Here is a 24,928-nt window from a genome sequence, read left to right as displayed (position 1 = left end):
AAGGGTCTCCTTGAGCCGGCGTTCGTATTGACGGAGCCGCCAAGGCCCGTCAGTCTGTGGCCCACCGGCTGCTGTTCAGGCGTGATGATCCCTACCGACACCACTCACCCAAACACCGCTCCGTTCCTGAGCCTTGAGGCCGTGCGCAAGACCTATCCGGGTGTTGTGGCGCTGGACAGGTTTTCGATGGAGGTACGACCCGGCGAGGTCATCGGCCTGGTCGGCGAAAACGGCGCCGGCAAATCGACGCTGATGAAGATCCTCGGCGGCGTGACGCGGCCCGACAGCGGCGCCGTCACCGTCGATGGCGCGGCGCATGACGGGCTGACCGTCGAACAAAGCATCGGTTCCGGCATCGCCTTCGTGCACCAGGAACTCAACCTGTTCGAAAACCTCGATGTCGCCGCCAACGTCTTCTTCGGCCGCGAGCCACTGCGCGCCGGGCCGCTGAAGCTGGTCGATCGCGCCAAATTGCGCGAGATGGTGGCGCCGCTCCTGAAGCGCGTCGGGGCCAATTTCTCGGCCGACGCGCCGGTCGCCTCGCTGTCGCTCGCCCAGCAGCAGATGGTCGAGATCGCCAAGGCGCTGTCGATCAAGGCCCGCTTGGTGATCCTCGACGAGCCGACCTCCAGCCTGCCGATCGCCGAGACGGAAAAGCTGCTCGACGTCATCAAGGGGCTGAAGGCGGAAGGCATCAGCGTCATCTTCATCTCGCACCGGCTGCACGAGATCGAGCGCGTCGCCGACCGTGTCGTGGTGCTGCGCGACGGCACGCTGGCCGGCACGCTGCCGAAGGCCCAGATCAATCACGACGAGATGGTCAGGCTGATGATCGGCCGCATGCTGAAGGAGCGCGAGAAGGCTGGCGAGGCCACGCGGGCACCGGGCCCGGTCGCGCTATCGGCGCAAGCGATCCGCACCAGCACCTATCCCGACCGCCCGGTCAGCTTGGAGCTTCGGCGCGGCGAGATCCTGGGCCTTGCCGGCCTTGTCGGCTCCGGCCGCACCGAGCTCGCGCGCGTGTTGTTCGGCATCGACGAGCGTTTGGCAGGCAATGTCACGCTCGACGGCAAGCCGCTCGATGTCGGATCGGCCGCCGATGCTGTGGCGAACGGCATCTTCCTTGTGCCGGAAGACCGCAAGCTGACCGGCATATTGCTAGATCTGTCGATCGCCCAGAACATATCGCTGCCCAATCTGCCGGCGCATGCCAGGCGCTCGCTGGTCTCGACCAACGCGGAATTGGCGACGGCCGAAAAGCAGAAGAAGAACCTCGGCATCAAGGCGCCGTCGGTCCTGACCCGCACCGGCACGCTGTCGGGCGGCAACCAGCAGAAGGTGGTTCTGGCCAAATGGCTGGCAATGAACCCGAAGGTGATGATCCTGGACGAGCCGACGCGCGGCATCGACATCGGCGCCAAGGCCGAAATCTACGGGCTGATGCGCGCGCTGGCCGACGCCGGCGTCGCGGTGCTGATGATCTCCAGCGACATGGAAGAGGTGATCGGCGTCTCGGACCGCATCGCGGTCATGCATGAGGGGCAGATCTCCGGCATCCTCGACAAGGACGACTTCAGCCAGGAGAACGTGCTCCTGCTGGCGGTCGGCAAGAAGCCGAAATTGCTGCAAGCGGCGGGAGAAGCGCAATGAGCAAGAAAGATCTCGGCCTGCTGATCCTGATTCTGGTGGTCGGCGCGGTGGTGACGGCCATCAACCCGCGCTTCCTTTTGCCGATCAACCTCGCCAACACCTCCAACCTGATTGGCCTGTTCGGCATCCTTTCCATCGGCCAGGCCTTCGTCATCATCACCGGCGGCATCGAGCTGTCGGTCGGCTCGCTGGTCGCGCTGCTCGGCACGCTGTTCATCGACTTCATCGCGGTACGTGAGCTCGACTGGCCGCTGGCCTTCGTGGTGATCATCCTGCTCGGCGCCATCATCGGCTTCGTGCATGGCTGGCTGATCACGCGGCTGAAATTGCAGCCCTTCGTGGTGACGCTCTGCGGCCTGCTCATCTATCGCGGCGTGGCGCGCTTCTACACCGCCGACGGCACGGCGGGCTTCGCCTTCGGTCAGAATTTCCCGGACCTGGAATTCCTGACGGCCGGCCGTTCATACGGCGTGCCGAACAGCTTCATCGCGCTGATCATCATCGCCATCGTCATGTGGGTGGTGCTGCACCGCTCGGTGTTCGGCCGCTATCTCTATGCCATCGGCAAGAACGAGGAAGCGGCGAAATATTCCGGCATCCGCACGGGCCGGGTGATCATCGCGGCCTACGTCATCTGCGGCGTGCTGACGGCGCTGTCGGCGATCTATTTCGCCATGTACACGCGCTCGATCTCGCCGGCGAGCCACGGCCAGTTCTACGAGCTCTATGCCATCGCGGCGGCGGTGCTCGGCGGCTTCTCGCTGCGCGGCGGCGAGGGCTCGCTGGTCGGCGTCATCCTCGGCACCGTGCTGCTGCAGGAGTTGCAGAACCTCGTCAATCTGCTCGGCATCCCGTCTTCGCTGAACTTCGCGGTGATGGGCGGCGTGATCCTGATCGGCGTGCTGGTCGACCAGCAATGGGGTGTCTTCCGCGCCCGGCGCCGCATGGTCGAGGCGGCGCGCCAGAACGTCGCCGGCGCGCCCGCGGAATAGCCTCCCTCTTCCGTCAACGATCCCGATTGGATCGATGCTCGCGGTGGAAGCCGCCGGGCAAGTCCGGATTCGCGGGCGGATTGCAACAACGCGTGAACCCGAAAACAGCCCTTGTCGGCGAATTGGGGCTGGGCTAAGCAATCTGTAATCGCATTGTTCCAGGACAAAATATGGGAGGAAATACTGTGACTTCTTCACGTTGGATCGCACTTGCCGCGCTGGCGCTGACCTGTTCGACGCCGGCGATGGCCAAGGACTGGAAGACCGTGTCTGTCGCCATGGAGGGCTCCTATGCCCCCTGGAACCAGACGGATGCCAGCGGCAAGATCGTCGGCTTCGAGGTCGACATCCTAAACGACGTCTGCGCCCGCGCGAAGCTCGAATGCAACATCGTGGCGCAGGATTGGGACGGCGTCATTCCCGGCCTGACCGCGGGCAAATTCGACATCGTCATGGACGGCATGTCGATCACCGAAGAGCGCATGAAGACGATCGACTTCTCGATCCCCTACGCGTCCTCGCCGGTGGCTTTCCTTGCCGACAAGAACGGTCCGCTGGCGCAGCTCTCCAACAGCGGCAAGATGATCGACCTCTCGAAGGACGACGCCGAATCCAAGGCGGCGCTCGACACTCTGCGCAAGGAACTGACCGGCAAGAATCTCGGCCTGCAGGTTTCGACCACGGAGGCGACGTTTGCCGACAAGTATCTCAAGGATGTCGCCAACGTCCATGAGTACAAGACCACCGACGAGCATGACCTCGACCTGATGGCCGGCCGTATCGACGTCGCCTTCGCCGACACCACCTATTTCCTCGGCACGCTGGCCAAGCCCGATGCCAAGGACCTGGCCTTCGTCGGCCCGCAGTTCAAGGGTGGGCCGATCCTCGGACCGGGCATCGGCGCCGCTTTCCGCAAGACCGACAAGGACCTGCAGGACATCTACAACAAGGCGCTCAAGGCCGCGATCGACGACGGCTCGGTGTCGAAATACAGCCTGCAGTGGTTCAAGATCGACATTACCAAGTAATGTCGCGACGGGAGCAGCCTTGGCTGCTCCCGTTTTTGCATCGAGTGCATGTCGCCCAAAAGTGTGCATGCGGTTTTGGGAGAACGACATGCACCAGAACAGAGACTTAAAGCGCGTCGCCTGATTCCGTTTCGACGCGACGCGCTTTAAGATAAGCAACCGGCGCCGGGAGGGAGGCGTACGTGGAGTTTCTCAGCGATCTGCAGGCGCAGTTTTCGACGGCCTATGAGTTGCTGGCCGCCGGCTGGGGCGTGCAGCTGCTCTGGGGCATCGCCTGGACGCTCGCCGTCACCATGGTCTCGATGCTGATCGGCGCGATGCTCGGGTCGCTGGTGGCGGCGGCCAAGCTTTCGCCTCGCGGCGGGTTGCGGTTTATCGGTGAGAGCTACACCACCGTCTTCCGCGGCGAACCGGAACTCCTGATCATCTATCTTTTCTACTATGGCGGCACGCAGGTCCTGACCGGCGTCGCGCGGTCGACCGGATCGATAGGCTCGACGGATATTCTAAACATGCCGAGCTTCCTCGGCGGCGTTCTCGCGGTCGGCATCATTTCCGGCGCCTATCAGGCCGAGGTCTTCCGTGGCTCGTTCCTCGCCATCCATCGCGGCGAGCTCGAGGCGGCCCGCGCCTACGGCATGTCGGCCTTCCAGCGTTTTCGCCTCGTGATAATGCCGCAGGTGCTGCGCCTGGCGGTGCCGGGACTGGGCAATGTCTGGCAGCTCACCATCAAGGATTCGGCTTTGATCTCGGTTACCGGCGTCGCCGAGCTGATGCTGACGGCGAACAAGGCGGCGCGCTCGACGCACCATTCGCTGCTTTTCTACACGGTCGCCGGCATCCTTTACCTGGTGATGACCTCGGTCTCGACGCCGATTTTCGAGAAGGCCGAGCGTTACACCTCGCGCAGTTTCACGCGGCCGAAGTGAGAGGTGACGGTGGATTTTGATTTCTACCTTTCGACCATGTGGAGCGTCCTGAAGGCGCTGCCGCTGACGCTCGAAATCTGGTTCTTCGGCATCGCCTTCGGGCTCATCATCGCCACCGGCCTGACCTGGCTGCGGGCTTCCGGCCACAAATTGGGTGAATATTTCACCCGCGCCTATGTCTTCGTCTTCCGCGGCTCGCCGCTGCTGGTGCAGCTCTATCTGATCTATTTTGGGCTCTCCCAGTTCGATTTCGTTCGCCACAGCCCGATACTGTGGCCGATCCTGCGCGATCCGATGTATTGCACGATCGTCGCCATGGCCTTGAACACGGCCGCCTATGAGAGCGAGATTTTCCGCGGCGCGCTGCGGGCGGTGCCCGTCGGCCAGATCGAGGCGGCCAAGGCGTTCGGTATGCCGGCGTTCACCCGCTTCCGCCTTGTCACGCTGCCGATCGCGCTGCGGCTGGCGCTGCCGGCCTATTCGACCGAAATCATCCTGATGACCAAGGCAACCGCGCTCGCTTCCGTGGTCACCATCATGGAGATGATGGGAACGGCGCAGAAGATCCAGCACGACACGTTCCGGCCGATCGAGGTGCTGACCTGCGCCGGCGTGATCTACCTGCTGCTCAATTTGTCGATCGCCCGGCTGTTCGCCTGGGTCGAATACCGGCTTTCGCCGCATCTGCGTCCCCCGCCTGAGCAGAGCCAGCAAATCAAACCCGTCCCGGAGGTGTTGTGATGTCGGCAAATGTCGCCGCTGCCGCGAAAGCGGCACCGTCCCCGGAAGACAAGTCCGCCATCAGCGTCAGGGACATGCGCAAGTGCTTCGGCGATCATGAGGTGCTCAAGGGCATTTCGCTCGAGGCGCACAAGGGCGATGTCATTTCGATTCTCGGCTCCTCGGGCTCGGGCAAGAGCACGATGCTGCGCTGTATCAACCTCCTGGAGACGCCGGACTCCGGCGAAGTGCGGGTGGATGGCGAGTTAATCCGGATGAAGCAGGCACGGGATGGCCGCCAGATGCCGGCCGATATCCGTCAGGTGGAACGGATCCGTGCCAACCTCGCCATGGTTTTCCAGAGCTTCAATCTCTGGTCGCACATGACCGTGCTCGAGAACCTCGTCGCAGCGCCGACGCATGTGCTGAAGCGGCCGCGGGCGGAATGCCTGGAACAGGCCGAGGCATTGTTGAAGCGCGTCGGCATATGGGAGCGGCGCAACTACTATCCGCCGCACATGTCGGGCGGCCAGCAGCAGCGCGCGGCCATAGCGCGGGCGCTGGCGATGAACCCGAAGGTCATGCTGTTCGACGAGCCGACATCGGCGCTCGATCCGGAGCTGGTCGGCGAGGTGCTGCGCGTCATGCGCTCGCTCGCCGAAGAAGGCCGCACCATGCTCGTCGTTACCCATGAAATGGGTTTTGCCCGCGACGTATCGAGCAAGGTGATGTTCCTGCACAAGGGCGAGGTGGATTCGGTTGGCGAACCGAAGGAAATGTTCGCCAAGCCGCCGACGCCGCAGTTCAAGCAGTTCATCGCCAACTTCAACAAGTGAAGACCGGGCTGCTCGGCACCAAGATGTGTTGAGATTCAGGTCAGGCCGAGCCGAAAGTGGTGGCTTCCGAGAACCGGAGCGGAGCGTACTTTTCGTACGTGAGCACCGGAAGCGCAGGAAGCCGCCATTTGCAGGCCGGCCTCACCTGAATATCAGCACATCTTAGATCATGTCCGACAGGTCCGAGAACGCCATCGCCTTGCGCAGCACCTCGGCGAAGCGTTCGCCGGCGATTTGCTTGTCGCTGCTGTTGTCGATGGAGGTCACGTCCGGCCCCGTCAGCTTGACGCTGGTGCTGCGCGCCAGGCGCGCGAGCACTTCGCCGCGCGATTCGCGGCCGCGCGCCGCCAGCCGCTCGGCGAGGATCTCCGGCGTGGCGGTGATCTCGACCACGGCCAGATTGGCGTAGCGTTCACGCAGCGCCGGGATGACGGCGCGCGAGACGTTGGCGACCGCCACATGGCCGTTCGCGACGGCCCAGTCGACATCGGCCGGCAGGCCATAGCGCAGGCCGTGCGCGTCCCAGCAAAGTGAGAAGGCGCCGTCGGCTTCCGCTTCGGCAAAGGCGGCATCGGCCAGCGTATCGTGGTCCTCGCTCGCCGCGTCGCTCGGCCTGGTGATGACGCGGCGCACGAATTCCAGCCGCGTCTCGCCGGCAAAATGCGCCTTGGCATAACCGATCACCGTATCCTTGCCGGCGCCGCTCGGGCCGACCACCGCGACGAAGACGCCGTTGCGGATCGGCAGGCTTTCGGCCAGCTCGCGCTCGATCAAAGCCGAGACCATCATGCGACCCGGCCGCCCTGACGCCACACGGTGCGCACGACCGGCACATGGTCGTCGAGGCGCACCCGCACCAAATCGGCGCGGCGGCCGGGTTCGATGACGCCGCGATCGGCAAGCCCGATTGCCTCGGCCGGGTTCTTCGTCACCATGGCGACGGCCTGCGGCAGCGTTATGCCCTCGACGACATCGCCGAGGAAGAAGGCCGACTGGATCAGGCTGAAGGGAATGTAGTCCGACGACAGGATGTCGAGCAGGCCGTCGGCGGCAAGCGTGCGCGCTGAGACGTTGCCGGAATGCGAAGCGCCGCGCATGACGTTCGGCGCGCCCATCAGCACGCCGAGGCCGGCTGCCTTCGAAGCCTTGGCCGCCTCTTCGGTCGTCGGGAACTCGGCGACGCGCACACCCTGTTCGATCGCCTCGTCGACATGGCCGGCGGTGGCGTCGTCATGGCTGGCCAGCACGATGCCGCGCTCATGGCAGGCCGCCGAGATGAAGACGCGGTTCGGGCCGGAATTGCGGGCCGATTCGCCCATCCGCTTTTCGCAGAACTTCTTGAAGTCCTGATCGGTCAGCTTCAGCTTGCGCTGATAGTAATAGGCATAGGTCTCGAGGTTGACGAACTGGCGCTGTCCGGGCGCGTGGTCCATCAGCGAGGCAAGCCTCACCCGCTCGTCGGTCTCGAAATTGGCGAATGCCTTGAGGCAATCCGGCGCCGAGACTTCGCAGCGCAGATGGATGAAATGATCGGCCCGCAGGCGATCCTCGCGCACGCTGTCCTCGATCGCGTCGGCGAGCTTGCGGATGTCGTCGGAGGTGAGGTCGGCATCCTCGTCCATGCCGACGCGCAAGGCGTCGAGCACGGTGGTGATGCCGGCGGTCGCGACCTGCGCGTCATGGGCAAGCACGGCGGCGATCGGGTTCCAGCGCACTTTAGGGCGCGGCGCGTAATGGCCTTCGAGATGGTCGGTGTGAAGTTCGACGAGGCCCGGGATGATGTAGTCGCCGCCCATATCCTCGCCGGTGCGGGCGGCACCCGGCTCGATGGCGGCGATCAGGCCATCGCGCAACAGGAGCGAGCCTTCGACGATTTCGTCGGGCAGCACGATGCGGGCATTGGTGAGAATTGTTTCGGCGGTCATCTCAGGCGTCCTATCTCGAGCGGTCTGTCAGCGGTCATCCAAAGCAATTCCAGGAAAAGTGTTTTGCGGTTTTCCGTTCGGAATTGCGTAAATCAAAGAGATAGGGCGGTTCAGCGTTTCCGCTGATCCGCCCTAGGCGGTCTTGCGGGCCGGGCCACGGCCAAGCGCATGGTGGGAAAGCACCATGAACGGGGCGCCGGGCTCGTTTTCGACGAACAATGTCAACCCATCCACCGGCACCGGCTGCCGCAGCACGTCGGCGAACAATCCGTCGATCGCTGCACGAAGACGCAGGCTTTCCTGGGGCCCGACGCGTCCCGACAGCGTCATGTGGAAGCGGAACGTGTCGAAGACGTAAGGATAGCCCCATTGGCAGAGGTTGCGGAACTCGTCCGGCTTCAGTGCGTCCGGGCTGCGGCGCTCGATCTCGGCCTCGGTCAGCGGCGCGCGGAAGCGATCGAAGGCGCGCACCACCTCGCCGGCGAAGCCGTTGAGCGGCGCGAACTGGGTCTCCGGCACCAGCGCGAAGAAGCCGTCGATCTGGCCGAGGACGAGACGCGGAACGACGACCTGCGGCGTCGCTTCGGCAAAGGTGTCGAGCGCGGCGCGCAGCGAGGCTTCCGTCTCGTTCGGCGCCAGCCGGAACGGCGCCTTCAGCGTTGCATGGAACCCGTAACGCCTCGCCGAGGCGGTGTGGAAGGCGACTTCCGCCGCCGACAGATCACCCACGGCCTCGACCGGCCGCGTCGCCGCGCCGAACGGATCGCGGCCCAGCCAGTTGGCGGCAATGCGCGCCAGAGCCTCGTCCTGCCTCGGGGTGTAGTAGATGGCGTAGCGCATGAACGGTCCTCATCAAAGCGCGCTGCGCCCGAAGGAGTATGCGACGCGCTTCAAGTCATTGTTTTTGGCAAGTCGTGTCCCAAAACGCGTCAGCGCTTGCGGCGACATGCATCAGACCCGCTGCCATAGGTGATTTCCATGACGGATTGACGAAGCTTTCATGGGTTTTCGAAGGCAAGTCCAGCCGCAAGGTCGTTAGCCGACGATTTTTCCCGACTGGACCAACGGCTTTGCCGAGCTGCTTGATCAGGCCTTCATCAGCCATTCGTGCTCGGCCGCATTGTGGAATTTCCACGTCCGCTTCGGGCCGGCCATGACGTTGAGATAATAGAGGTCGTAGCCGTGGCAGGCGGCGCAGGGGTGATAGCCCTTCGGCACCAGCACGACATCGCCATCCTCGATCGCCATCGCCTCGTCCAGTTCGCGCACCCCGTTGCGGTCGGCATCGGTGTAGACGCGCTGGAAGGCAAAGCCCTGCGGCGGGTTGAGGCGATGGTAATAGGTCTCCTCGAGATAGGATTCCAGGGGGAGATTGTCCTGGTCGTGCTTGTGCGGCGGATAGCTGGAGGTGTGGCCGCCGGGCGTGATGACCTCCACCACCAGCAGCGAATCCGCCGGCTTGCCTTCCGGCAGGATGTTGGTGACGTAGCGCGTGTTGGTGTCCTTGCCGCGCACTTCCTGGCCGAGATCGTCGGGCCCGATGACGCGCACCGGCAGGCCGCCGCTCAAGCCCGGCGCCGAACAGACGGCGAGCTCCAGTTCCGTATCCGCCGTCACCGACCAGTCGGAGCCTTGTGGCACGTAGACCGACCATGGCTTGCCCTCGAAGGGCGACATGCGCTCGCCGAGCAGGCCGAGATCCTTGCCGCCGGCCGAAGCCTTGCCCTTGCCGGTGACGAAGACCAGGCAGACCTCGCGGTCGCCGGTCTTGCCGGACGCCGTCTCGCCGGGCTTCAGCCGATGCAGATCGAACCCGACATAAGTCCAGCCGGCGCTTTGCGGCGTGACGTGAGCGACGTGGCCGTGGCCTTTGTCGGCCTTGACGAGCAGTTTCGACATAGGGAGCTCCGTTAGATCATTCCTTCGGCTCGGCCGGAGGTTTGGTCTCCTCAACCGGCTTGTAGAGGTAGAAAAACTGCCACACAGCATAACCGGCGAAGCCGAGCGCGATGACGCCCCAGAATGGCGTGCCGGAGGCGAACTCGATCACCGACCAGATCAGGCAGACCGCGACGACGGCGATGCGTCGCCACAGCGGCCGGAAGAAGGGATGCTCATAGTCTTTCATCGCGCCAATCCAGGATTGCCCAAAGCGTATCAGATAGACCGGACGCCCCGACTAATCCATCATTCATGGCCAATCCACCGTTCAGGCCGGGAACCCTTGCGTCTCGACCGTATAGCCGGCGGCCGTCATCACCCGCATCAGCTCCTTGTGGCCGACTTGAGCCATCTTCAGCGGCGGGTTCTTCTTCGGATCCTGTTCGGCCTCGACCACGAACCAGCCCTCATAGCCGTGATCGGCGAAACGCTGGACGATGGCGCCGAAATCGAGCGAGCCATCGCCCGGCACGGTGAAGGCACCGAGCGCCACGGCATCGAGGAAGGATTGTTTCGAGCGGTCGAGCCCGTCGATGACGTCCATGCGCACGTCCTTCACATGGACGTGGTTGATGCGCTTGTGGTGGTTGTCGATGGCGCGCAGCACGTCACCGCCGGCAAAGGCGAGATGGCCGGCGTCGAGCAAAAGCGGGATGCCTTCGCCGGAATGGTGCATGAAGGAATCGACCTCCGGCTCGGTCTCGACCACCGCCGCCATATGGTGGTGGTAGGAGAGCGGCATGCCCTGCTCGGCGCACCATTCGCCGAATTCGGTGACGCGGCGGCCATAGGCCTTCATTTCGTCGCCGGTGAGCTTCGGCTTGGTGGCCAGGGGCTTGGAGCGATCGCCCTGGATGGAACGGCCGACCTCGCCATAGACGATGCAGGGCGCGTCGACGGCCTTGAACAGGTCGATCATCGGCTGGATGCGGTCCTTGTTCTTCGCCAGATCCTCGTTGACGAGCGTGCCGGAGAACCAGCCGCCGCAAAGCGTCACGTCGGCCTCTTTCAGGATCGGCAGCATCACCTTCGGGTCGTTGGGGAAGCGGCGGCCCATCTCCATGCCGGTGAAGCCGGCCGAGCGCGACTGGCGCAGGCATTCCTCCAGCGACACGTCGTCGCTCAATTCCACGAGATCGTCGTTCCACCACGCGATGGGGGACATGCCCAGTTTGGCTTTCAAGTCGTCACTCCAATGTCGGTTCGTTGCGAGGCCGGTTCAGCCCTGGCGGCTGCCCACGGCTTCCTCATATTTCTTGCGCGCGGCGTTCACCTGCGGCCGCGACGAGACTTCCGGCACGGCGACATCCCACCAATGACCGCCTGCCTCGGTCGACACAAGCGGATCGGTGTCGATCACCAGCACCGTCGTCTTGTCGGTCTTCTTCGCCTTGCCCAGCGCCGTCTCCAGTTCGGCGATCGAGGCCACCTTCTCGGCGACGGCGCCGAGGCTCGCCGCATGCGCGGCAAAGTCGACGTCAGGCAGAATCTCGTGGCGCGAGTCCTTGAGCAGATTGTTGAAGTTGGCCCCGCCTGTCGCCATCTGCAGCCGGTTGATGCAGCCATAGCCGCGATTGTCGAGCAGCACGACGGTGAGCTTCAGGCCGAGCATCACCGAAGTGGCGATCTCGGAATTCAGCATCAAATAGGAGCCGTCGCCGACCATGACGACGACCTCCTGGTCGGGCTTCGCCATCTTGACGCCGAGCCCGCCGGCAATCTCGTAGCCCATGGTCGAGAAGCCGTATTCGGCATGGTAGGAGCCAGGCGCGCCGGCCTGCCAGAGCTTGTGCAATTCGCCGGGCAGCCCGCCGGCGGCATGCAGCAAGGTGACGCCCGAGCCCATGGCGCGCTGCACGGCGCCGATCACCTGCGCGTCCGAAGGATAGGCGGCGTTGGTCGACGCCGTCACCTTGGCGGCGGCGGCCTGCCAGTCGGTCTTGCCTTTCAGCGCATTGTCGGTCCAGGCGGACGGCGCCTTCCAGCCCTTCAGCGCGGCAGAAAGCTCGGCGAGCCCCTCGGACGCGTCGGCGACCAGCGGCAGCGCCCAGTGCTTGCCGGCGTCGAAGACCTGCGTGTTGAGCCCGATGATGGTGCGGCCGGCATTCTTGAACAGCGCCCAGGAGCCGGTGGTGAAGTCCTGCAGCCTGGTGCCGACGGCAAGCACGACATCGGCTTCCTCCGCCAGCCGGTTGGCCGCGGAGGTGCCGGTGACGCCGACCGCCGCCATGTTGAGGGGATGGTCGTCGGGCAAGGCGGACTTGCCGCCCTGCGTCTCGCAGACCGGAATGCCGGCGCCCTGCACCAGCTTGGCGAGCTCGTCCGAGGCCTGCGAATAGAGGACGCCGCCGCCGGCGATCACCAGCGGCTTCTTCGCCCCCTTCAGCGCCGCGACGGCTGCCGCCAGCTCATTGCGGTCCGGGCGCAGCCGGCGCGGCGTCCAGACGCGCTCGGCAAACAGGCTTTCGGGATAGTCATAGGCTTCGGCCTGCACGTCCTGGCAGAGCGACAACGTCACCGGGCCGCATTCGGCCGGATCGGTCAGCACCTGCATGGCGCGGTTGAGCGCCGGGATGATCTGCTCCGGCCGGGTGATGCGGTCGAAATAGCGAGATACCGGACGGAAGCAGTCGTTGACGCTCGCCGTCCCGTCGGAGAAATCCTCGGCCTGCTGCAGCACCGGATCGGGCAGCCGGTTGGCGAAGACGTCGCCCGGTAAAAACAGGACGGGCAACCGGTTTACGTGAGCGAGCGCGGCAGCCGTCACCATGTTCAGCGCGCCGGGGCCGATCGAAGTGGTCGCGGCCATGAAGCGGCGCCGGAAATTGGCCTTGCCATAAGCGATCGCCGCATGCGCCATCGCCTGCTCGTTATGGGCGCGGAAGGTCGGCAGCTCGTCGCGCACCTGGTAGAGCGCCTCGCCGATGCCCGCGACATTGCCGTGGCCGAAGATCGCCCACACGCCGCCGAAGATCGGCACCTGCTTGCCGTCGATCTCGGTCATCTGGCGGCTGAGAAAGCGGGTAACAGCCTGCGCCATCGTCAGGCGAACGGTCTTGATCATTTGTCGTTTCCTCCGGCTTTCGTTGGCGCCGTTCTTCTTATGCGGCCTTGCGGCCGCGCGCGGCAAGCCACGCCTCCGTCAGCTGTTCGAAGCGAGCGGCCATGTCGGCGATCGCCTCGTCATCTGACATCTTGCCGGCCAGCCATTGTTCGGCGGCATTGATGAAGATGGTGCGACCGACGGCGAAACCCTTGACGATCGGCGCGTTGCTCGTTGCGGCAAACGCCGCGACCAGCTCGTCCTGCGGCGCCTCCAGCCCGAGCAGCACGACGCCGCGGCACCACGGGTCGTTCTTGACGATCACCTGTTCGATCTTCGCCCAGGCGCCGGCCGAGGCCTGCGGTTCGAGCTTCCACCAGTCGGGCTTGATGCCCAGCGCGTAGAGCTCCTCCAGCGCGCGCGGAATGGTGGTGTCGTCGAGCTTGCCGTGCTTGCCGGCGATGATCTCGACGAGAAGTTCCCTACCGACTTTGCGCGCGGCTTCGAACAAAGCTCTGATCTTCTGCTGCTGCTCGGTCTTTAGCGCTTCCGGGTCGTCCGGGTGATAGAAGCACAGGCATTTGATGCAATGGTCGATCGGCCATTCGATGAGCTGCGAGCCGATATCCTGCGAGAATTCGAAGCGCAGCGGCCGTGATCCTGGCAATTCGACCGGGCGGCCGAGCCAGGCGAAGGGATGGCGGGCGAATTCGAACATCGCGTCGCGGCCGTATTTCTCATCGATCAGCATGCCGTAACCGTCGCGGCCGGCGGCCACCTTGGCCGCCGCCTTGACGGTAAGAACCTTGAAGTCGGGGATGCGCGCGGCGTCGGCGCCGACTTTCGCCGCGACGTCTTCCAGCTGGACGCGGTGATCGCAGGCCAGCGCCATCAGCGAAGGAATGTCACGCCTGCGCGTCGTCGCCCAATGGATGTGGTTGATCGTCTCGTCCTTGCGCAGCGCCAGATGCTTGCTGCCGTGCTTGAGGAAGAACTGCAGCTCCTCGAAGGTCGGATATTCCGGCGCGCAGAGCAGGCGCGACACGGCGAAGGCGCCACAGGCATTGGCCCAGGTGGCGGCCGTGGCGAAACTTTCGCCGCCCAGCCAGCCGCGCAGGAAGCCCGACATGAAGGCATCGCCGGCGCCGAGCACGTTGTAGATCTCGATCGCAAAACCCTTGCCGACGATGCCGTCCTCGAGGTCGTCGCTGATCGGCCCGTCATAGACGATGCAGCCCTTGGCGCCGCGCTTCAGCACGATGGTGGCCGAAGACAGCGCGCGGATGGTCTTCAGCGCGCTCAGGCAATCGTCGGCGCCCGAGGCGATCATGATCTCCTCCTCGGTGCCGACGATGAGATCGCAATCCGGCAGCACGGTCTTCAGCTGCGCCGAGACGCGGTCGGATTTGACGTAGCGCTCGAAACCCTCGGCATGGCCGGCGAGGCCCCAAAGGTTCGGGCGGTAATCGATGTCGAAGACGACCTTGCCGCCCTTGGCTTTCATCAGGCGGATCGCCTTGCGCTGCGCGGCATCCGAATTGGGGCGAGAAAAATGCGTGCCGGTGACGACGACCGAGCGCGCCGAGGCAATGAAGGCCTCGTCGATATCTTCTTCGGCGAGCGCCATGTCGGCGCAGTCGGAACGGTAGAAGATCATCGGCGAGACGCCTTCGCTCTCGACCGAGAGCAGGACCAACGCCGTCAGCCGTTCCTTGTCGGTCTTCAAGCCGTCGACCGAGACGCCCTCGCGCCGAAGCTGCTCGCGGATGAAGCGGCCCATCTGCTCGTCGCCGACGCGCGTCAGCAGCGCCGAGCGCAGGCCGAGCCTTGCCGTGCCGACGGAAATATTGGCCGGGCAGCCGCCGACCGACTTGGCGAAAGAGGCGATGTCCTCCAGCCGCGAGCCGGTCTGCTGGCCATAGAGATCGACCGAGGCGCGGCCGATAGTGATGACGTCGAGCGGCGGGTATTTCCCTTCCACGGCTTCGCCCATTCGAACCTCCCATCGGCCTTGTTATGCAGAGCAGCGTCGTTTTGGACAGCACGCGCAAGCGACGGCGTGGCGCCATCAATATGAAATATTAATTCCAATCTGTAGTCAATATGGAATGAGCGTTCCCGAAGCGAAAAGCGCTTGTCTGAAGGCTCAGCCCTTGCGCCGACGCCCGGCTTCGCGGCGCTTCTCGCCGACGGCGACGGTCAACGCCATGGCCAACGCCATGGTCGCCGAGATCGAACGGAAGCCGCCGAAATCGGCCTCGGCGACCTCGAACCAGACCTTGGCGAATTGCGCCAGCGGCGAGAAGGATGAGTCGGTGATCGCCACGATCGGCACGCCTTGTTCGGCGATCGCGCGCGTCTCGTCGATGGTCGCGGGCGCGTAAGGCGAGAAGCTGATGGCAATCACCGCGTCGCGCGGCGTGGCGAAGCCGATCATCTCGGCGTTCAGCCCGGCGGCCGATTCCACCAACTGGTTGCGGATCTTGAGCTTGCCCAGCGCGTAGGCGATGTAGGATGCGACCGGATAGGAGCGGCGCCTGGCCAGCACATAGATGGTCTCGGCCTTCGCCAGAAGCGCCACCGCCTCCTCGAAATGCGCATCGTTGAGCGACCGCGAAATATCGCCCAGCGACGTGCTGGCGGCGGCGACGAAACCGTCGAAGATCGCCCGGTGGCCGCCGCCGTCCTCGGCCTTGGCGCGCAGCGCCGCCAGCCGCTCGTCATAGGAGGAGTTGCGCTCGCGCAGCCGCTCGCGGAAGACCTGCTGCAGGCTGGTGAAGCCGTCGAAGCCGAGCTGCTGGGCAAAACGGATCAGTGTCGAGGGCTGCACGCCGGCCGAAGCTGCAATGCTGGCCGCCGTGCCGAAGGCGATGTCGTCGGGATTGTCGAGCGCGTAGGCGGCGATCTGCGCGATGCGTTTGGGCAGGCTGGCGCGCCTGTCCAGGATGGTCGCGCGCAGCGTTTCGAAATCGCGAGGCACCCGTTCGTCCATCGTCGCTCCGTCAGCGCCCATAAGGTTTTGTCCCTCTCCTGCCTCATCATAGCGAGTTCGCGCAAGAACACCATAAAAAATGATTTGGATGTTCCATTCTTTAGGAAAATGGACTAATTCATCCAGACCAATTCTTTCCTTATCTCGGAGACGATCGACATGGTCGGAGTGGGCCTCATCGGCACGGGCTTCATGGGCAAGTGCCACGCCATCGCCTGGAACGCGGTGGGCACCGTCTTCCCCGACGTCGACAAGCCGAGGCTGGTGCACCTGGGCGAGGTGAATGACGAGCTTGCCAGGCGCAAGGCCGGCGAGTTCGGCTTCGCCAAAGCCTCCGGCGACTGGCGCGCCGTGGTCAACGATCCGGAGGTCGAAATCGTCTCGCTGACCACGCCCAACCAGTTCCATCCCGAAATGGCGATCGCCATCCTCGAAGCCGGCAAGCATCTGTGGTGCGAGAAGCCGATGGCGCCGAGCTTTGCCGAGGCCGAGGCGATGGCGAAGGCCGCCAAACAATCGGGCAAGGTCGCGGTGCTCGGCTACAACTACATCCAGAACCCCGCCATCCGCCACATCGGCGCGCTGCTGGAAGAGAAGATCATCGGCGACGTCAACCTCGTGCGCATCGAGATGGACGAGGATTTCATGGCCGACCCGGAGGCACTGTTCTTCTGGAAGCACGAGGCGGCTTCCGGCTATGGCGCGCTCGACGATTTCGCCGTGCATCCGCTGTCGCTGATCAAGGTTTTGTTCGGCCGTGTCGGCCGGGTGATGTGCGACATGGCGAAGCCCTATGCCGACCGCAAACTCGCTTCCGGCGGCCGCCGCACCGTCGAGACCTACGACATCGCCAGCGTCTTGATGCATCTCGAAAACGGCGTGGCCGGCACGCTGCTGGTCAACCGCTCGGCCTGGGGCCGCAAGGGCCGTATCGCCATCCAGATTTTCGGCTCGAAGGGCTCGATCCTCTACGACCAGGAGCGGATGAACGAGTTCCAGCTCTACCTCACCGCCGACCGGCCGACCGAGCAGGGCTACCGCACCATCCTGGTCGCACCGCACCACAAGCCCTACGATTCCTTCCTGCCGGCGCCCGGCCACGGCCTCGGCTTCAACGACCTCAAGATGATCGAATGCCGCGAGCTGCTGATGCGCATCGCCGGCAACCCGGCCCGCATCATCGACTTCGACGAGGGGCTGGAGATCGAGCGCACCGTGCATGCGATGGCGCGCTCGTTCCAGGAACAGCGCTGGGTCGATGTGAGGTAATCGAGCCAAGCGTCGGGACCGATGTGACGGCCGGCGCTCTAATTCGAGATCGGACCCGGGCATTCAGGCCAGATTGATGGCGACGTTGCGCAAGAGCGCCACGGATTTGCGCATGCCTTCCATCGGCGACAGCATCATGTCCTCGTGCTCGATCGACAGCACGTCGTCGTAGCCGGCCTGCTTCAGGGCGGTGCAGAACTGCCGCCACCAGGTCTCGCCATGGCCGTAGCCCAGCGTGATGTAGTTCCAGGCCCTTTCGGCATAGTGATTTGGCGGACGCGCATCGAGCACGCCGTCGATGCCGGCCGGCACCGGCTCGACGCGCGTATCCTTGGCGTGGACATAGTAGATCGCGGAGCCAAGCTTGCGCACGGCGGCTAGGGGATCGGCGCCCATCCACATCGGATGGCTCGGATCGTAGTTCGCGCCGACGGTCTCGCCGACCGCATCGCGCAGGCGGAACAAGGTCTGGACATTGTAGACGGCCTGATGTCCGTGCAATTCCAGGCACAGCTTGCCGATGCCGAGATTGTTCGAAAATTTCACCAGATCGCGCCAGTAGGGGATGATGCAATCGTCCCACTGGTAGCGCTGGATGTCGGCGCATTCTGGCGGCCAGTCGGTGATGATCCAGTTGGGGTTGGCATCGCCGGGCCCGCCGGGCAGGCCGGACATCATCACCACGCGGTCGATGCCCATCAGGCTCGCCAGCCGGATCGTGTCCTCGGTCACCTGGCGGTGCTTCTTGCCCTGCGGTCCCGGATGCAGCGGGTTGCCCGAGCAGTTGAGCGCCGCGATCGTCAGCCCGTGGTCGCGGACCTTGGCGACGAATTCGGCGCGGGTCGCGGCACTGTCCAGCATCGCCGTCAGATCGATATGCGGCGCCGACGACCAGTTGCCGCAGGCGAATTCCAGCGTCTCCAGCCCGAGCTCGGCCGAGGCGCGCAGCATCTCGTCGAAGGACAGGTTGCCCAGGCTGTCGGTGATCATGCCAATCTTCATTTGGGACTCCCGCTTGCCTTCAGGTCATCCGCTCAGAGCTTTACCGGCTCGAACCGGCCGGACCGGGCCGACGCGATGGCCGCTTCGCAAAGGATCATCGCCTTGCGGCCGTCGCTGGCGGTAACCGCCGGCTTCCCGCCGGTTTCGACGCAGGTGATGAAGTGATCGATCTCGGCGGCGTAGGATTCCGCATAGCGTTCGACGAAGAAGTAATAGGGCTTGTCGCGCGATATGCCCGTACCGCCATACATTTCCACCGAGGTCGGCAGCCGGTTGCCTGCCTGCAGCATGCCGTCGGCGCCATGCACCTCGATGCGCTGGTCGTAGCCATAGGCGGCCCTGACGCTGTTGTTGATGTGGCATTGCCGGCCCGACGCGGTGCGCAGGATGAACATCGCGGTGTCGTAGTCGCCGAGCTTCCCGTATTGCGGCGCCACCAGCGAGGAGCCGGTCGCGAACAGCTCCACCGGCTCCTCGCCGAGCATGTTGCGCGCCATGTCGAAGTCGTGGATCGTCATCTCGCGAAAGACGCCCCCCCCTCCGGCCAGCGCTTCCTCGGTTTCGGGCTCGGGGTCGCGGCTGGTGATGATGACCTGCTCGACGGCGCCGATCTCGCCGCCGTCGAGGCGCTCCTTCAGCGCCCGGAAGCTCGGATCGAAGCGACGGTTGAAGCCGATCTGGAAAGGCACGCCGGCCTTCGCCACCGCGGCCAGGCATTCGTCGGTGCGCTTGAGGTCGAGATCGATCGGCTTCTCGCAGAAGATCGCCTTGCCTTTCGCCGCCGCGGCCATGGCGAGCTCGGCATGGGTGCGCGTCGCCGAGGCGATGAACACCATTTTCACTGCCGGATCGTTCATCACGGTCTCGGTGTCGGCGATCTCGGCGCCGGTAACCGCGGCGACCTTCTGCGCCGCCTCGCGATTGGGATCGACGATGTAGCGCAGCCGCACCTTTGGGTGGCGCGCCAGATTGCCCGCATGCACACGGCCGATCAGCCCCACTCCGAACAGACAGACATCCATCATGCGTTCGACTTTCCTATCGGGCCGCGCCTTGGCGGAGCGGCCGGTTCAATTGCCCGCGCGGCATTCATTTCACCGCGCCCATGGTGAGCCCGCGCACCAGATGGCGCTGCACCAGGAGCGCGAAGAAGACGATCGGCAGCGCGCCGATGACGCCGGCCGCCGACATCGAGGCCCAGTCGGTGTCGATGCGGCCGATCAGCGTCGCGGTGCCGCGCGGCATGGTCATTGCGCGCGGCGTCGCCGTCAGCGCCAGCGCGAAGAGGAACTCGTTGAAGGTGACCAGCACGGCGAAGATGGCGGTGGCCGCCAACCCCGGCGCCGCCAGCGGCAGCGTGATGCGGCGGAAGGCGCCGAAGCGCGAATCGCCGTCGACCATCGCGGCCTCCTCGAGATCGACAGGGATCTCGCGGAAAAAGCTCTCCATCATCCAGACGCAGAAGGTGACGTTGAAGGCGGTGTAGGTGGCGATCAGGCCGAGCCAGCTGTCGAGCAGGCCGAGGCTGAGCATCAGGAGATAGACCGGGATTAGGATGACGACCGGCGGAATGATGCGAAGCGTCAAAAGGAACAGGCCGACCTTGCGCTCCGCGGCAAAAGGCAGGCGGAACCTGGCGATCGCATAGGCGCCCATCGCGCCGACGGCGAGCGCGATGGCGACCGAGAAGAAAGTCACCACCAGCGAGTTCGTCAGGTAGGAGCCGAACTGCTTTTCGGTGAACAGCCGCACGTAATTGTCGAGCGTCGGCACATGCGGGTAGAGCGTGCCTTCCTGGGTGATCTCGCGGTTCGACTTGAGCGAGGTCGAGACCAGCCAGTAGATCGGCAACAGCACGACGGCCAGCACGAAGACGGTGGTGAGGATGCGCGCCATACGGGTGCTCATGACGCGTCGACCCTGCGCAGGAGCCTGATGGCGCTGAAGGCGAGCGCGAGCACGACGAGGCCGATCGTCACGAACAGCGCCGCCGCATATCCGGTCTGCTGGAACTTGAACGCGGTGTCGTAGCCGTAGATCGAGATCAGCCGCGTCGCTTCGCCCGGCCCGCCACGGGTCAGCACGAAAACCTGGTCGAAAGTGCCGAAGGCGTCGATGGTGCGGAGCACGATCGCCACCGCCAGCACCGGCCGCATCATCGGGAAGGTGAGGTCGGCAAAGACGCGCCAGGCGCCGGCGCCGTCGACGCGCGCCGCCTCGAACGGCTCGTGCGGCAGCGATTGCAGCCCGGCGAGCAGGATCAGGAACATCAGCGGCGTCCATTCCCAGACGTCGAGCACGACCAGCCCGATGAAGGCATTGAGCGGATTGCCGAGGATCTGCACCGCGCCGCCGCCCATCGCCTCCGACAGCGCCGTCAGCATGCCGGCGTCGCTGGCATAGATCAGCCTAAAGACGATGGCGACGACGACGGGCGTGACCACCATCGGGATGATCAGCACGGTCCTGAGCAGCCGGATGCCGCGGAATTCGTGCAGGCAAAACAGCGCCAGCGCGAAGCCCAGCACCGCCTCGAACGACACCGAGAGCGCGACGAACTTCACCGTGACCCAGAGCGAATTCAGGAACTGCGCGTCGCTCCACAGACGCAGATAGTTCTGCAGGCCGACATCGGCGACCGGCGAGCCGTAGCGGTAGGCTTTTGCGCTGGCGCGCAGCCCATCCCAGAGCGGATAGACCAGCACGCCGAGCACGATCGTCAGGCCCGGCGCCAGCATGAGATAGGGGAGGGCGAGGTCGAGCCCCGCCCCCTGCAGGCGATATTTGCGCGCCTGCGTGCCCGCTTGCATCAGTAGTAACCGGCCGTGGTCAGATAGTCCTTGACCTGCTTGGCCGCCGTGTCGAGCGCCGCACCGCCGCCGGAGCCGGCCTGCAGCGCCTTGTTGAGCTCGATGCCGAGCAGTTCCTCGACCTTCGCCCAGTCCGGCGTGCGCGGCCTGGGCAGCGCGCCGGCGTCGAGCTGCTGCAGCGCGACCGGGATCAGCCGGTTGCCGGGCTTGGCGATGCCGAAGGCGCTGCGCTTGACGGGAATGGAGCCGGCTTCCGACAGCTTCGCCTGGGTTTCGGCGCTGACATACCACTTCAGGAACTCGATCGAGTTCGCCTTGTTGGGCGCCGATTTCGGCACGCCGGCGATGAAGATGCCCATCTGCGCGATCGCTTTTTCCTGCTTCGGCACGACGCCGAAATCGAGCTTGCCGGCGACCTTGGTCTGCGCCGGATCGTCGGCCTTCAGCGCGTTGCCCGAATACTGGATGATGGCGCCGGCATCGCCGCCCAGGATCGCCGCGCCCTCCTGGTCGGAATCGAACTCGACCACGCCGCTCGCCGTGTTCTGCTTCATCGTGCCGACGAAGAAATCGGCGGAAGCCTTGCCTTGCGCCGAATTGAAGATCGGGTTCCACTTGTCGTCGAAGAACGAGCCGCCGAACGACAGGAAGATCGGATACCAGCTGGTGACGATCGGGTTGCCGGTGACGCCGCGGAACACGACCGGATATTTGATCTTGCCGGCGGCGACGCCTTCCTTGCCCTTGGCGATCACCTCGTCCCAGGTCTTCGGCGCGCCGCCGGTGAAGACGTCGTTGCGATAGGTGAGCGTTTGCAAATCGCCGACGAAAGGCACGCAGATCAGCGTCGGCTTGGCGTTCTCGAAGCCTTTGACGCGCGGCCCCTGCTGCGGTGGCCAGTAGCCCATGTCGATCATAGAGCCGATCCAGTCCTTGTCGGTCGCATCGATGCCACCGGCGCCGAGATCCTCGAGCACGTTGGCGGCGCCGAACTGCGGCACCCACGGATCGTCGAGCAGATAGAGGTCGTACTGGCCGGCGCCGCTCTGGGCATCGGCGAACCACTTCTCCAACGTCACGCCGTATTCGTCCTCGAGGAACTCGATGTCGAAGCCCTTTTCCTTCGCCAGCGGGATGATCTTTTCCTTGAACGGCGTCAGTCCGCCGTCGGCGAAGGCGCCGATGATCACCTTCTTGCCGGCGGCGCGGGCCGGCAGCGGCAGGCCGAGCGTGGTCAGCGCGGTGGTCGCCAAGGCCAGGCCGAGCCCGCCCTTGATGACGGAGCGGCGAGTAAGTCTGCTGGAATGCATCATGTCACTCTCCCATTGTTGTTGACCCTGTGGACGGCGGTGAGGCCGGCCGAATTGAAGAAACAGGCGTTCGCCGGGTCGAAGGCGACGCCGATGCTTTCACCCACCACACCCCGGAAATCGCGCCCGGCCCGGACCGAGACGTTGCCGCCGTCGAGCCGCACATTGACAAGCGTCTCGTTGCCCATCGGTTCGACGACGTAGATTTCGCCGGGCAGCGCATCCGGCGCATCCGATTGGGCGACGCTGCAATCTTCGGGCCGAAGCCCGATCTCGACGATCTCGGCCAGCCGGCACGCGGTGAGCCGCGTCCGTTCCAGCGGGACGACCTTGCGGCCCACCATCACGCCTTGCTCGGAAAGCGCCGCCGGCAGGATGTTCATCGGCGGATTGCCGACGAAGGTGGCGACGAAGCGGTTGGCCGGGCGGTCGTAGATGTCGATGGGCGGCGCCATCTGCTGCAGCTCGCCGCCATGCATGACGGCGACGAGGTCGGCCATGGTCAGCGCCTCGACCTGGTCGTGGGTGACATAGATGGTGGTGGCGCTGAGGCGCTGGCAAAGCCGCTTGATCTCGCCGCGCATGGTGAGCCTGAGCCTTGCGTCGAGATTGGACAGCGGCTCGTCCATCAGGAAGGCCGCCGGATCGCGCACGATGGCGCGCGCCAGCGCCACGCGCTGCCGCTGCCCGCCGGAGAGCTGGCGCGGCCGGCGGTCGAGCAGATGGCCGATTTCGAGGATGGCGGCGACCTCGCCGATCTTGGTCTTGCGCCCGGCGTCCGGCGTGCCGCGGATCCACAGCGGATAGCCGATGTTCTCGGCGACCGTCATCTGCGGGTAGAGCGCGTAGCTCTGGAACACCATGGCGATGTCGCGGTCGCGCGGCTGCAGCCGGGTGACGTCGCGCTCGCCGATGAACACCTTGCCGGATGTCGGCATGTCGAGCCCCGCCAGGATGCGCAGCGCCGTCGTCTTGCCGCAGCCCGATGGACCGAGGAGGGCGAGGAATTTATGGTCCGGCACGGCAAGGTCGAGCGATCGCAGCACGTTGAGCGCGCCGAAATTCTTGACCACGTTTTTGTACAGAACCGAACTCATCGCCCTCCCCGGCGCCCCCGCTCGTGTCTCACCCCTTCCGCTCGTGGACGTGGAAGCCTGCGCCCTCGGCGAGCCGCTTCAGATTGCGATACCCCATCGTCGCATAGGTCAAGGGGTGCGCCTTGGCCGGGTCCTGCTCGGCCTCCACCACCAGCCAGCCGGAATAGCCCCGGCCGGCGAGGATTTTCAGCAGTGTCGCATAGTCGATGGCGCCATCGCCGGGCACGGTGAAGATGCCCTCCATCACCGCGCCCATGAAGCTCATATCGGTGTCGCGCGCCTTCTTCAGCATCGCCGGGCGCACATCCTTGCAATGGACATGCACGACGCGGTTCACATGCCGGCGCAGCAATTGCTCCGGGTCGCCGCCGGAGAAAGCGCAGTGCCCGGTGTCGTAGAGCAGGCCGACAGCCTCGCCGGTTGTGTGCATCAGCCTGTCGATCTCCTGGTCGGTCTCGACGATCGTGCCCATGTGGTGATGGAAGGCCATGCCGACGCCGAAATCGGAGAACCGTTCGGCGAGCCTGGTGATCTTGGCGCCGTAGGCCTTCCACTCCCCGTCCATCAGCGTCGGCCGCTGCGAGATCGGGTCGTGGATGGCGCCATGCCGGCCGCGCGAGGTGTCGGCATAAACGACTTGGCCAGCGCCGAGGTCGCGCAGCAAGGTCAGATGCGGCCGGATCGCCTCGAATTCCTCATCCACATCCTTCTCGCAGATGCGCCCGTCATACCAGCCGGAGACCAGCGCCAGCCCGTAATGGTCGAGGATTGGCCGCAGCGCTCGGCTGTCGCGCGGGAACTTGCCGCCAAGCTCCGTTCCCGCGTAACCGGCTTCGGCGGTTTCGCTGAGGCACGTCTCGAGCGGCGTGTCGCCGCCCAGTTCCGGCACGTCGTCATTGGTCCAGGTGATCGGATTGATGCCAAGTCGAACTGTCGTCATTGCGCGCTTTCCGCCCCGCAGCAGGCTGGCTGCGGGGGTCATGGTCTCGGGAGGAGATGGCTGCGGTTCTGGTGGCGGATGCGAAGCCCCGCTTGTTCTTCGTTCGGCCGGACGCCCTCCCGGAGTCCTGCCGAACCTGTCGTCTCGTCGACGTCCTACCCCAACGTCAGCGAGAGAAGTCTACGCCGCTCTGTCTCCCTCGCGAGGGCCAGTTTTCCGGAAAATGAAGGAACCAGTTGTGCGCGGTCACGGCTGTGGCAGGATGGGCGGATGGGACATCGGAAAATCATCACGCGGCGGCGCGAGGCCCCCCTCTCTGCCCTGCCGGGCATCTCCCCCTCAAAGGGGGAGATCGGATGTCGCGGCGGCTTTGGCCTATCGCCAACGTTGCAAAGAGAAGCGAGGCGCTCGAACTGCCAATCTCCCCCCTTAAGGGGGAGATGT

The 24,928-nt window shown here is 64.8% G+C and carries 24 protein-coding genes; 7 read left to right on the top strand and 17 right to left on the bottom strand.

Translation table 11 applies throughout. The annotated features are described in order from the left end of the window. Window positions 1-84: 84 nt before the first annotated feature. The 6 genes from DPM33_RS09795 to DPM33_RS09770 all read left to right on the top strand — a co-directional run bounded on the left by DPM33_RS09795 (window position 85) and on the right by DPM33_RS09770 (window position 6,155). Window positions 85-1,650: a sugar ABC transporter ATP-binding protein gene (locus DPM33_RS09795; protein ID WP_112097184.1), complete on the top strand. Its 1,566-nt coding sequence runs from the start codon at window positions 85-87 to the stop codon at window positions 1,648-1,650. Next, the gene (locus DPM33_RS09790) at window positions 1,647-2,642 is read left to right on the top strand and encodes an ABC transporter permease (RefSeq protein WP_112097183.1); all 996 of its coding nucleotides are present in this window, start codon (window positions 1,647-1,649) and stop codon (window positions 2,640-2,642) included. Before DPM33_RS09795 ends, DPM33_RS09790 begins: the two co-directional genes overlap by 4 nt. Window positions 2,643-2,827: 185 nt before the next feature. Further along, window positions 2,828-3,670 carry a transporter substrate-binding domain-containing protein gene (locus tag DPM33_RS09785; protein WP_208648376.1) on the top strand — a complete coding sequence of 281 codons (843 nt, stop codon included), beginning with the start codon at window positions 2,828-2,830 and terminating at the stop codon, window positions 3,668-3,670. 182 nt (window positions 3,671-3,852) lie between these two features. Further along, window positions 3,853-4,599 (top strand): ABC transporter permease, encoded by a 747-nt coding sequence (locus DPM33_RS09780; RefSeq protein WP_245442061.1) that lies wholly within the window; start codon window positions 3,853-3,855, stop codon window positions 4,597-4,599. Between the two features lie 3 nt (window positions 4,600-4,602). Next, complete coding sequence (locus DPM33_RS09775; protein ID WP_342634326.1) at window positions 4,603-5,340, top strand: ABC transporter permease; 738 nt, start codon at window positions 4,603-4,605, stop codon at window positions 5,338-5,340. Then, a complete protein-coding gene (locus DPM33_RS09770; RefSeq protein WP_112097181.1) occupies window positions 5,340-6,155 on the top strand; it encodes an ABC transporter ATP-binding protein in 816 nt (271 codons plus the stop codon). Before DPM33_RS09775 ends, DPM33_RS09770 begins: the two co-directional genes overlap by 1 nt. A gap of 162 nt (window positions 6,156-6,317) precedes the next feature. Here DPM33_RS09770 and phnN read toward each other — a convergent pair whose 3' ends face one another. The 10 genes from phnN to DPM33_RS09725 form a co-directional block, all read right to left on the bottom strand. Continuing rightward, a complete protein-coding gene (gene phnN, locus DPM33_RS09765) occupies window positions 6,318-6,944 on the bottom strand; it encodes a phosphonate metabolism protein/1,5-bisphosphokinase (PRPP-forming) PhnN (RefSeq protein WP_167449007.1) in 627 nt (208 codons plus the stop codon). Continuing rightward, complete coding sequence (locus tag DPM33_RS09760) at window positions 6,941-8,080, bottom strand: alpha-D-ribose 1-methylphosphonate 5-triphosphate diphosphatase (protein ID WP_112097180.1); 1,140 nt, start codon at window positions 8,078-8,080, stop codon at window positions 6,941-6,943. The genes phnN and DPM33_RS09760 overlap by 4 nt, the downstream gene beginning before the upstream one ends. Window positions 8,081-8,212: 132 nt before the next feature. Next, the gene (locus DPM33_RS09755; protein WP_112097179.1) at window positions 8,213-8,920 is read right to left on the bottom strand and encodes a DUF1045 domain-containing protein; all 708 of its coding nucleotides are present in this window, start codon (window positions 8,918-8,920) and stop codon (window positions 8,213-8,215) included. A gap of 55 nt (window positions 8,921-8,975) precedes the next feature. Further along, entirely contained in the window at window positions 8,976-9,185 is a 210-nt protein-coding gene (locus DPM33_RS35795) for a hypothetical protein (protein ID WP_146770223.1), read from the bottom strand. Beyond that, window positions 9,167-9,979 (bottom strand): 5-deoxy-glucuronate isomerase, encoded by an 813-nt coding sequence (iolB, locus tag DPM33_RS09750; protein ID WP_112097178.1) that lies wholly within the window; start codon window positions 9,977-9,979, stop codon window positions 9,167-9,169. Before iolB ends, DPM33_RS35795 begins: the two co-directional genes overlap by 19 nt. Before the next feature lie 16 nt (window positions 9,980-9,995). Beyond that, entirely contained in the window at window positions 9,996-10,208 is a 213-nt protein-coding gene (locus tag DPM33_RS09745) for a DUF3329 domain-containing protein (RefSeq protein ID WP_112097177.1), read from the bottom strand. 81 nt (window positions 10,209-10,289) lie between these two features. After that, window positions 10,290-11,204, bottom strand: coding sequence for a myo-inosose-2 dehydratase (gene iolE, locus DPM33_RS09740; RefSeq protein WP_112097176.1), 915 nt, complete (start codon window positions 11,202-11,204; stop codon window positions 10,290-10,292). Window positions 11,205-11,240: 36 nt separating this feature from the next. Further along, window positions 11,241-13,085, bottom strand: coding sequence for a 3D-(3,5/4)-trihydroxycyclohexane-1,2-dione acylhydrolase (decyclizing) (iolD, locus tag DPM33_RS09735; protein ID WP_112097175.1), 1,845 nt, complete (start codon window positions 13,083-13,085; stop codon window positions 11,241-11,243). 37 nt (window positions 13,086-13,122) lie between these two features. After that, a complete protein-coding gene (locus DPM33_RS09730) occupies window positions 13,123-15,057 on the bottom strand; it encodes a bifunctional 5-dehydro-2-deoxygluconokinase/5-dehydro-2-deoxyphosphogluconate aldolase (protein ID WP_112097174.1) in 1,935 nt (644 codons plus the stop codon). A gap of 153 nt (window positions 15,058-15,210) precedes the next feature. Next, window positions 15,211-16,056: a MurR/RpiR family transcriptional regulator gene (locus DPM33_RS09725; RefSeq protein WP_167449006.1), complete on the bottom strand. Its 846-nt coding sequence runs from the start codon at window positions 16,054-16,056 to the stop codon at window positions 15,211-15,213. Between the two features lie 159 nt (window positions 16,057-16,215). Between DPM33_RS09725 and DPM33_RS09720 the strand changes: the two genes are divergently transcribed. Next, window positions 16,216-17,325 (top strand): Gfo/Idh/MocA family protein, encoded by a 1,110-nt coding sequence (locus DPM33_RS09720; protein ID WP_112097172.1) that lies wholly within the window; start codon window positions 16,216-16,218, stop codon window positions 17,323-17,325. A 63-nt stretch (window positions 17,326-17,388) separates the two neighbouring features. Here DPM33_RS09720 and DPM33_RS09715 read toward each other — a convergent pair whose 3' ends face one another. From DPM33_RS09715 to iolE (DPM33_RS09685), 7 genes are all read right to left on the bottom strand, one after another. Further along, the gene (locus tag DPM33_RS09715) at window positions 17,389-18,327 is read right to left on the bottom strand and encodes a sugar phosphate isomerase/epimerase family protein (protein ID WP_112097171.1); all 939 of its coding nucleotides are present in this window, start codon (window positions 18,325-18,327) and stop codon (window positions 17,389-17,391) included. 32 nt (window positions 18,328-18,359) lie between these two features. Next, window positions 18,360-19,352: an inositol 2-dehydrogenase gene (iolG, locus tag DPM33_RS09710; protein WP_112097170.1), complete on the bottom strand. Its 993-nt coding sequence runs from the start codon at window positions 19,350-19,352 to the stop codon at window positions 18,360-18,362. Window positions 19,353-19,416: 64 nt separating this feature from the next. Further along, window positions 19,417-20,235 (bottom strand): carbohydrate ABC transporter permease, encoded by an 819-nt coding sequence (locus tag DPM33_RS09705; protein ID WP_112097169.1) that lies wholly within the window; start codon window positions 20,233-20,235, stop codon window positions 19,417-19,419. Further along, window positions 20,232-21,137, bottom strand: a complete 906-nt coding sequence (locus tag DPM33_RS09700; RefSeq protein ID WP_112097168.1) for a carbohydrate ABC transporter permease — start codon at window positions 21,135-21,137, stop codon at window positions 20,232-20,234. The genes DPM33_RS09705 and DPM33_RS09700 overlap by 4 nt, the downstream gene beginning before the upstream one ends. Further along, complete coding sequence (locus DPM33_RS09695; RefSeq protein ID WP_112097167.1) at window positions 21,137-22,450, bottom strand: extracellular solute-binding protein; 1,314 nt, start codon at window positions 22,448-22,450, stop codon at window positions 21,137-21,139. The genes DPM33_RS09700 and DPM33_RS09695 overlap by 1 nt, the downstream gene beginning before the upstream one ends. Then, a complete protein-coding gene (locus tag DPM33_RS09690; protein ID WP_112097166.1) occupies window positions 22,447-23,544 on the bottom strand; it encodes an ABC transporter ATP-binding protein in 1,098 nt (365 codons plus the stop codon). Before DPM33_RS09690 ends, DPM33_RS09695 begins: the two co-directional genes overlap by 4 nt. Before the next feature lie 28 nt (window positions 23,545-23,572). Beyond that, window positions 23,573-24,484, bottom strand: a complete 912-nt coding sequence (iolE, locus tag DPM33_RS09685; RefSeq protein ID WP_112097165.1) for a myo-inosose-2 dehydratase — start codon at window positions 24,482-24,484, stop codon at window positions 23,573-23,575. Window positions 24,485-24,928 lie beyond the last annotated feature (444 nt).

Source organism: Mesorhizobium hawassense, from assembly GCF_003289945.1.
Classification (GTDB): Bacteria; Pseudomonadota; Alphaproteobacteria; order Rhizobiales; family Rhizobiaceae; genus Mesorhizobium; species Mesorhizobium hawassense.
This window is presented reverse-complemented; position numbering and strand designations above follow the sequence as displayed.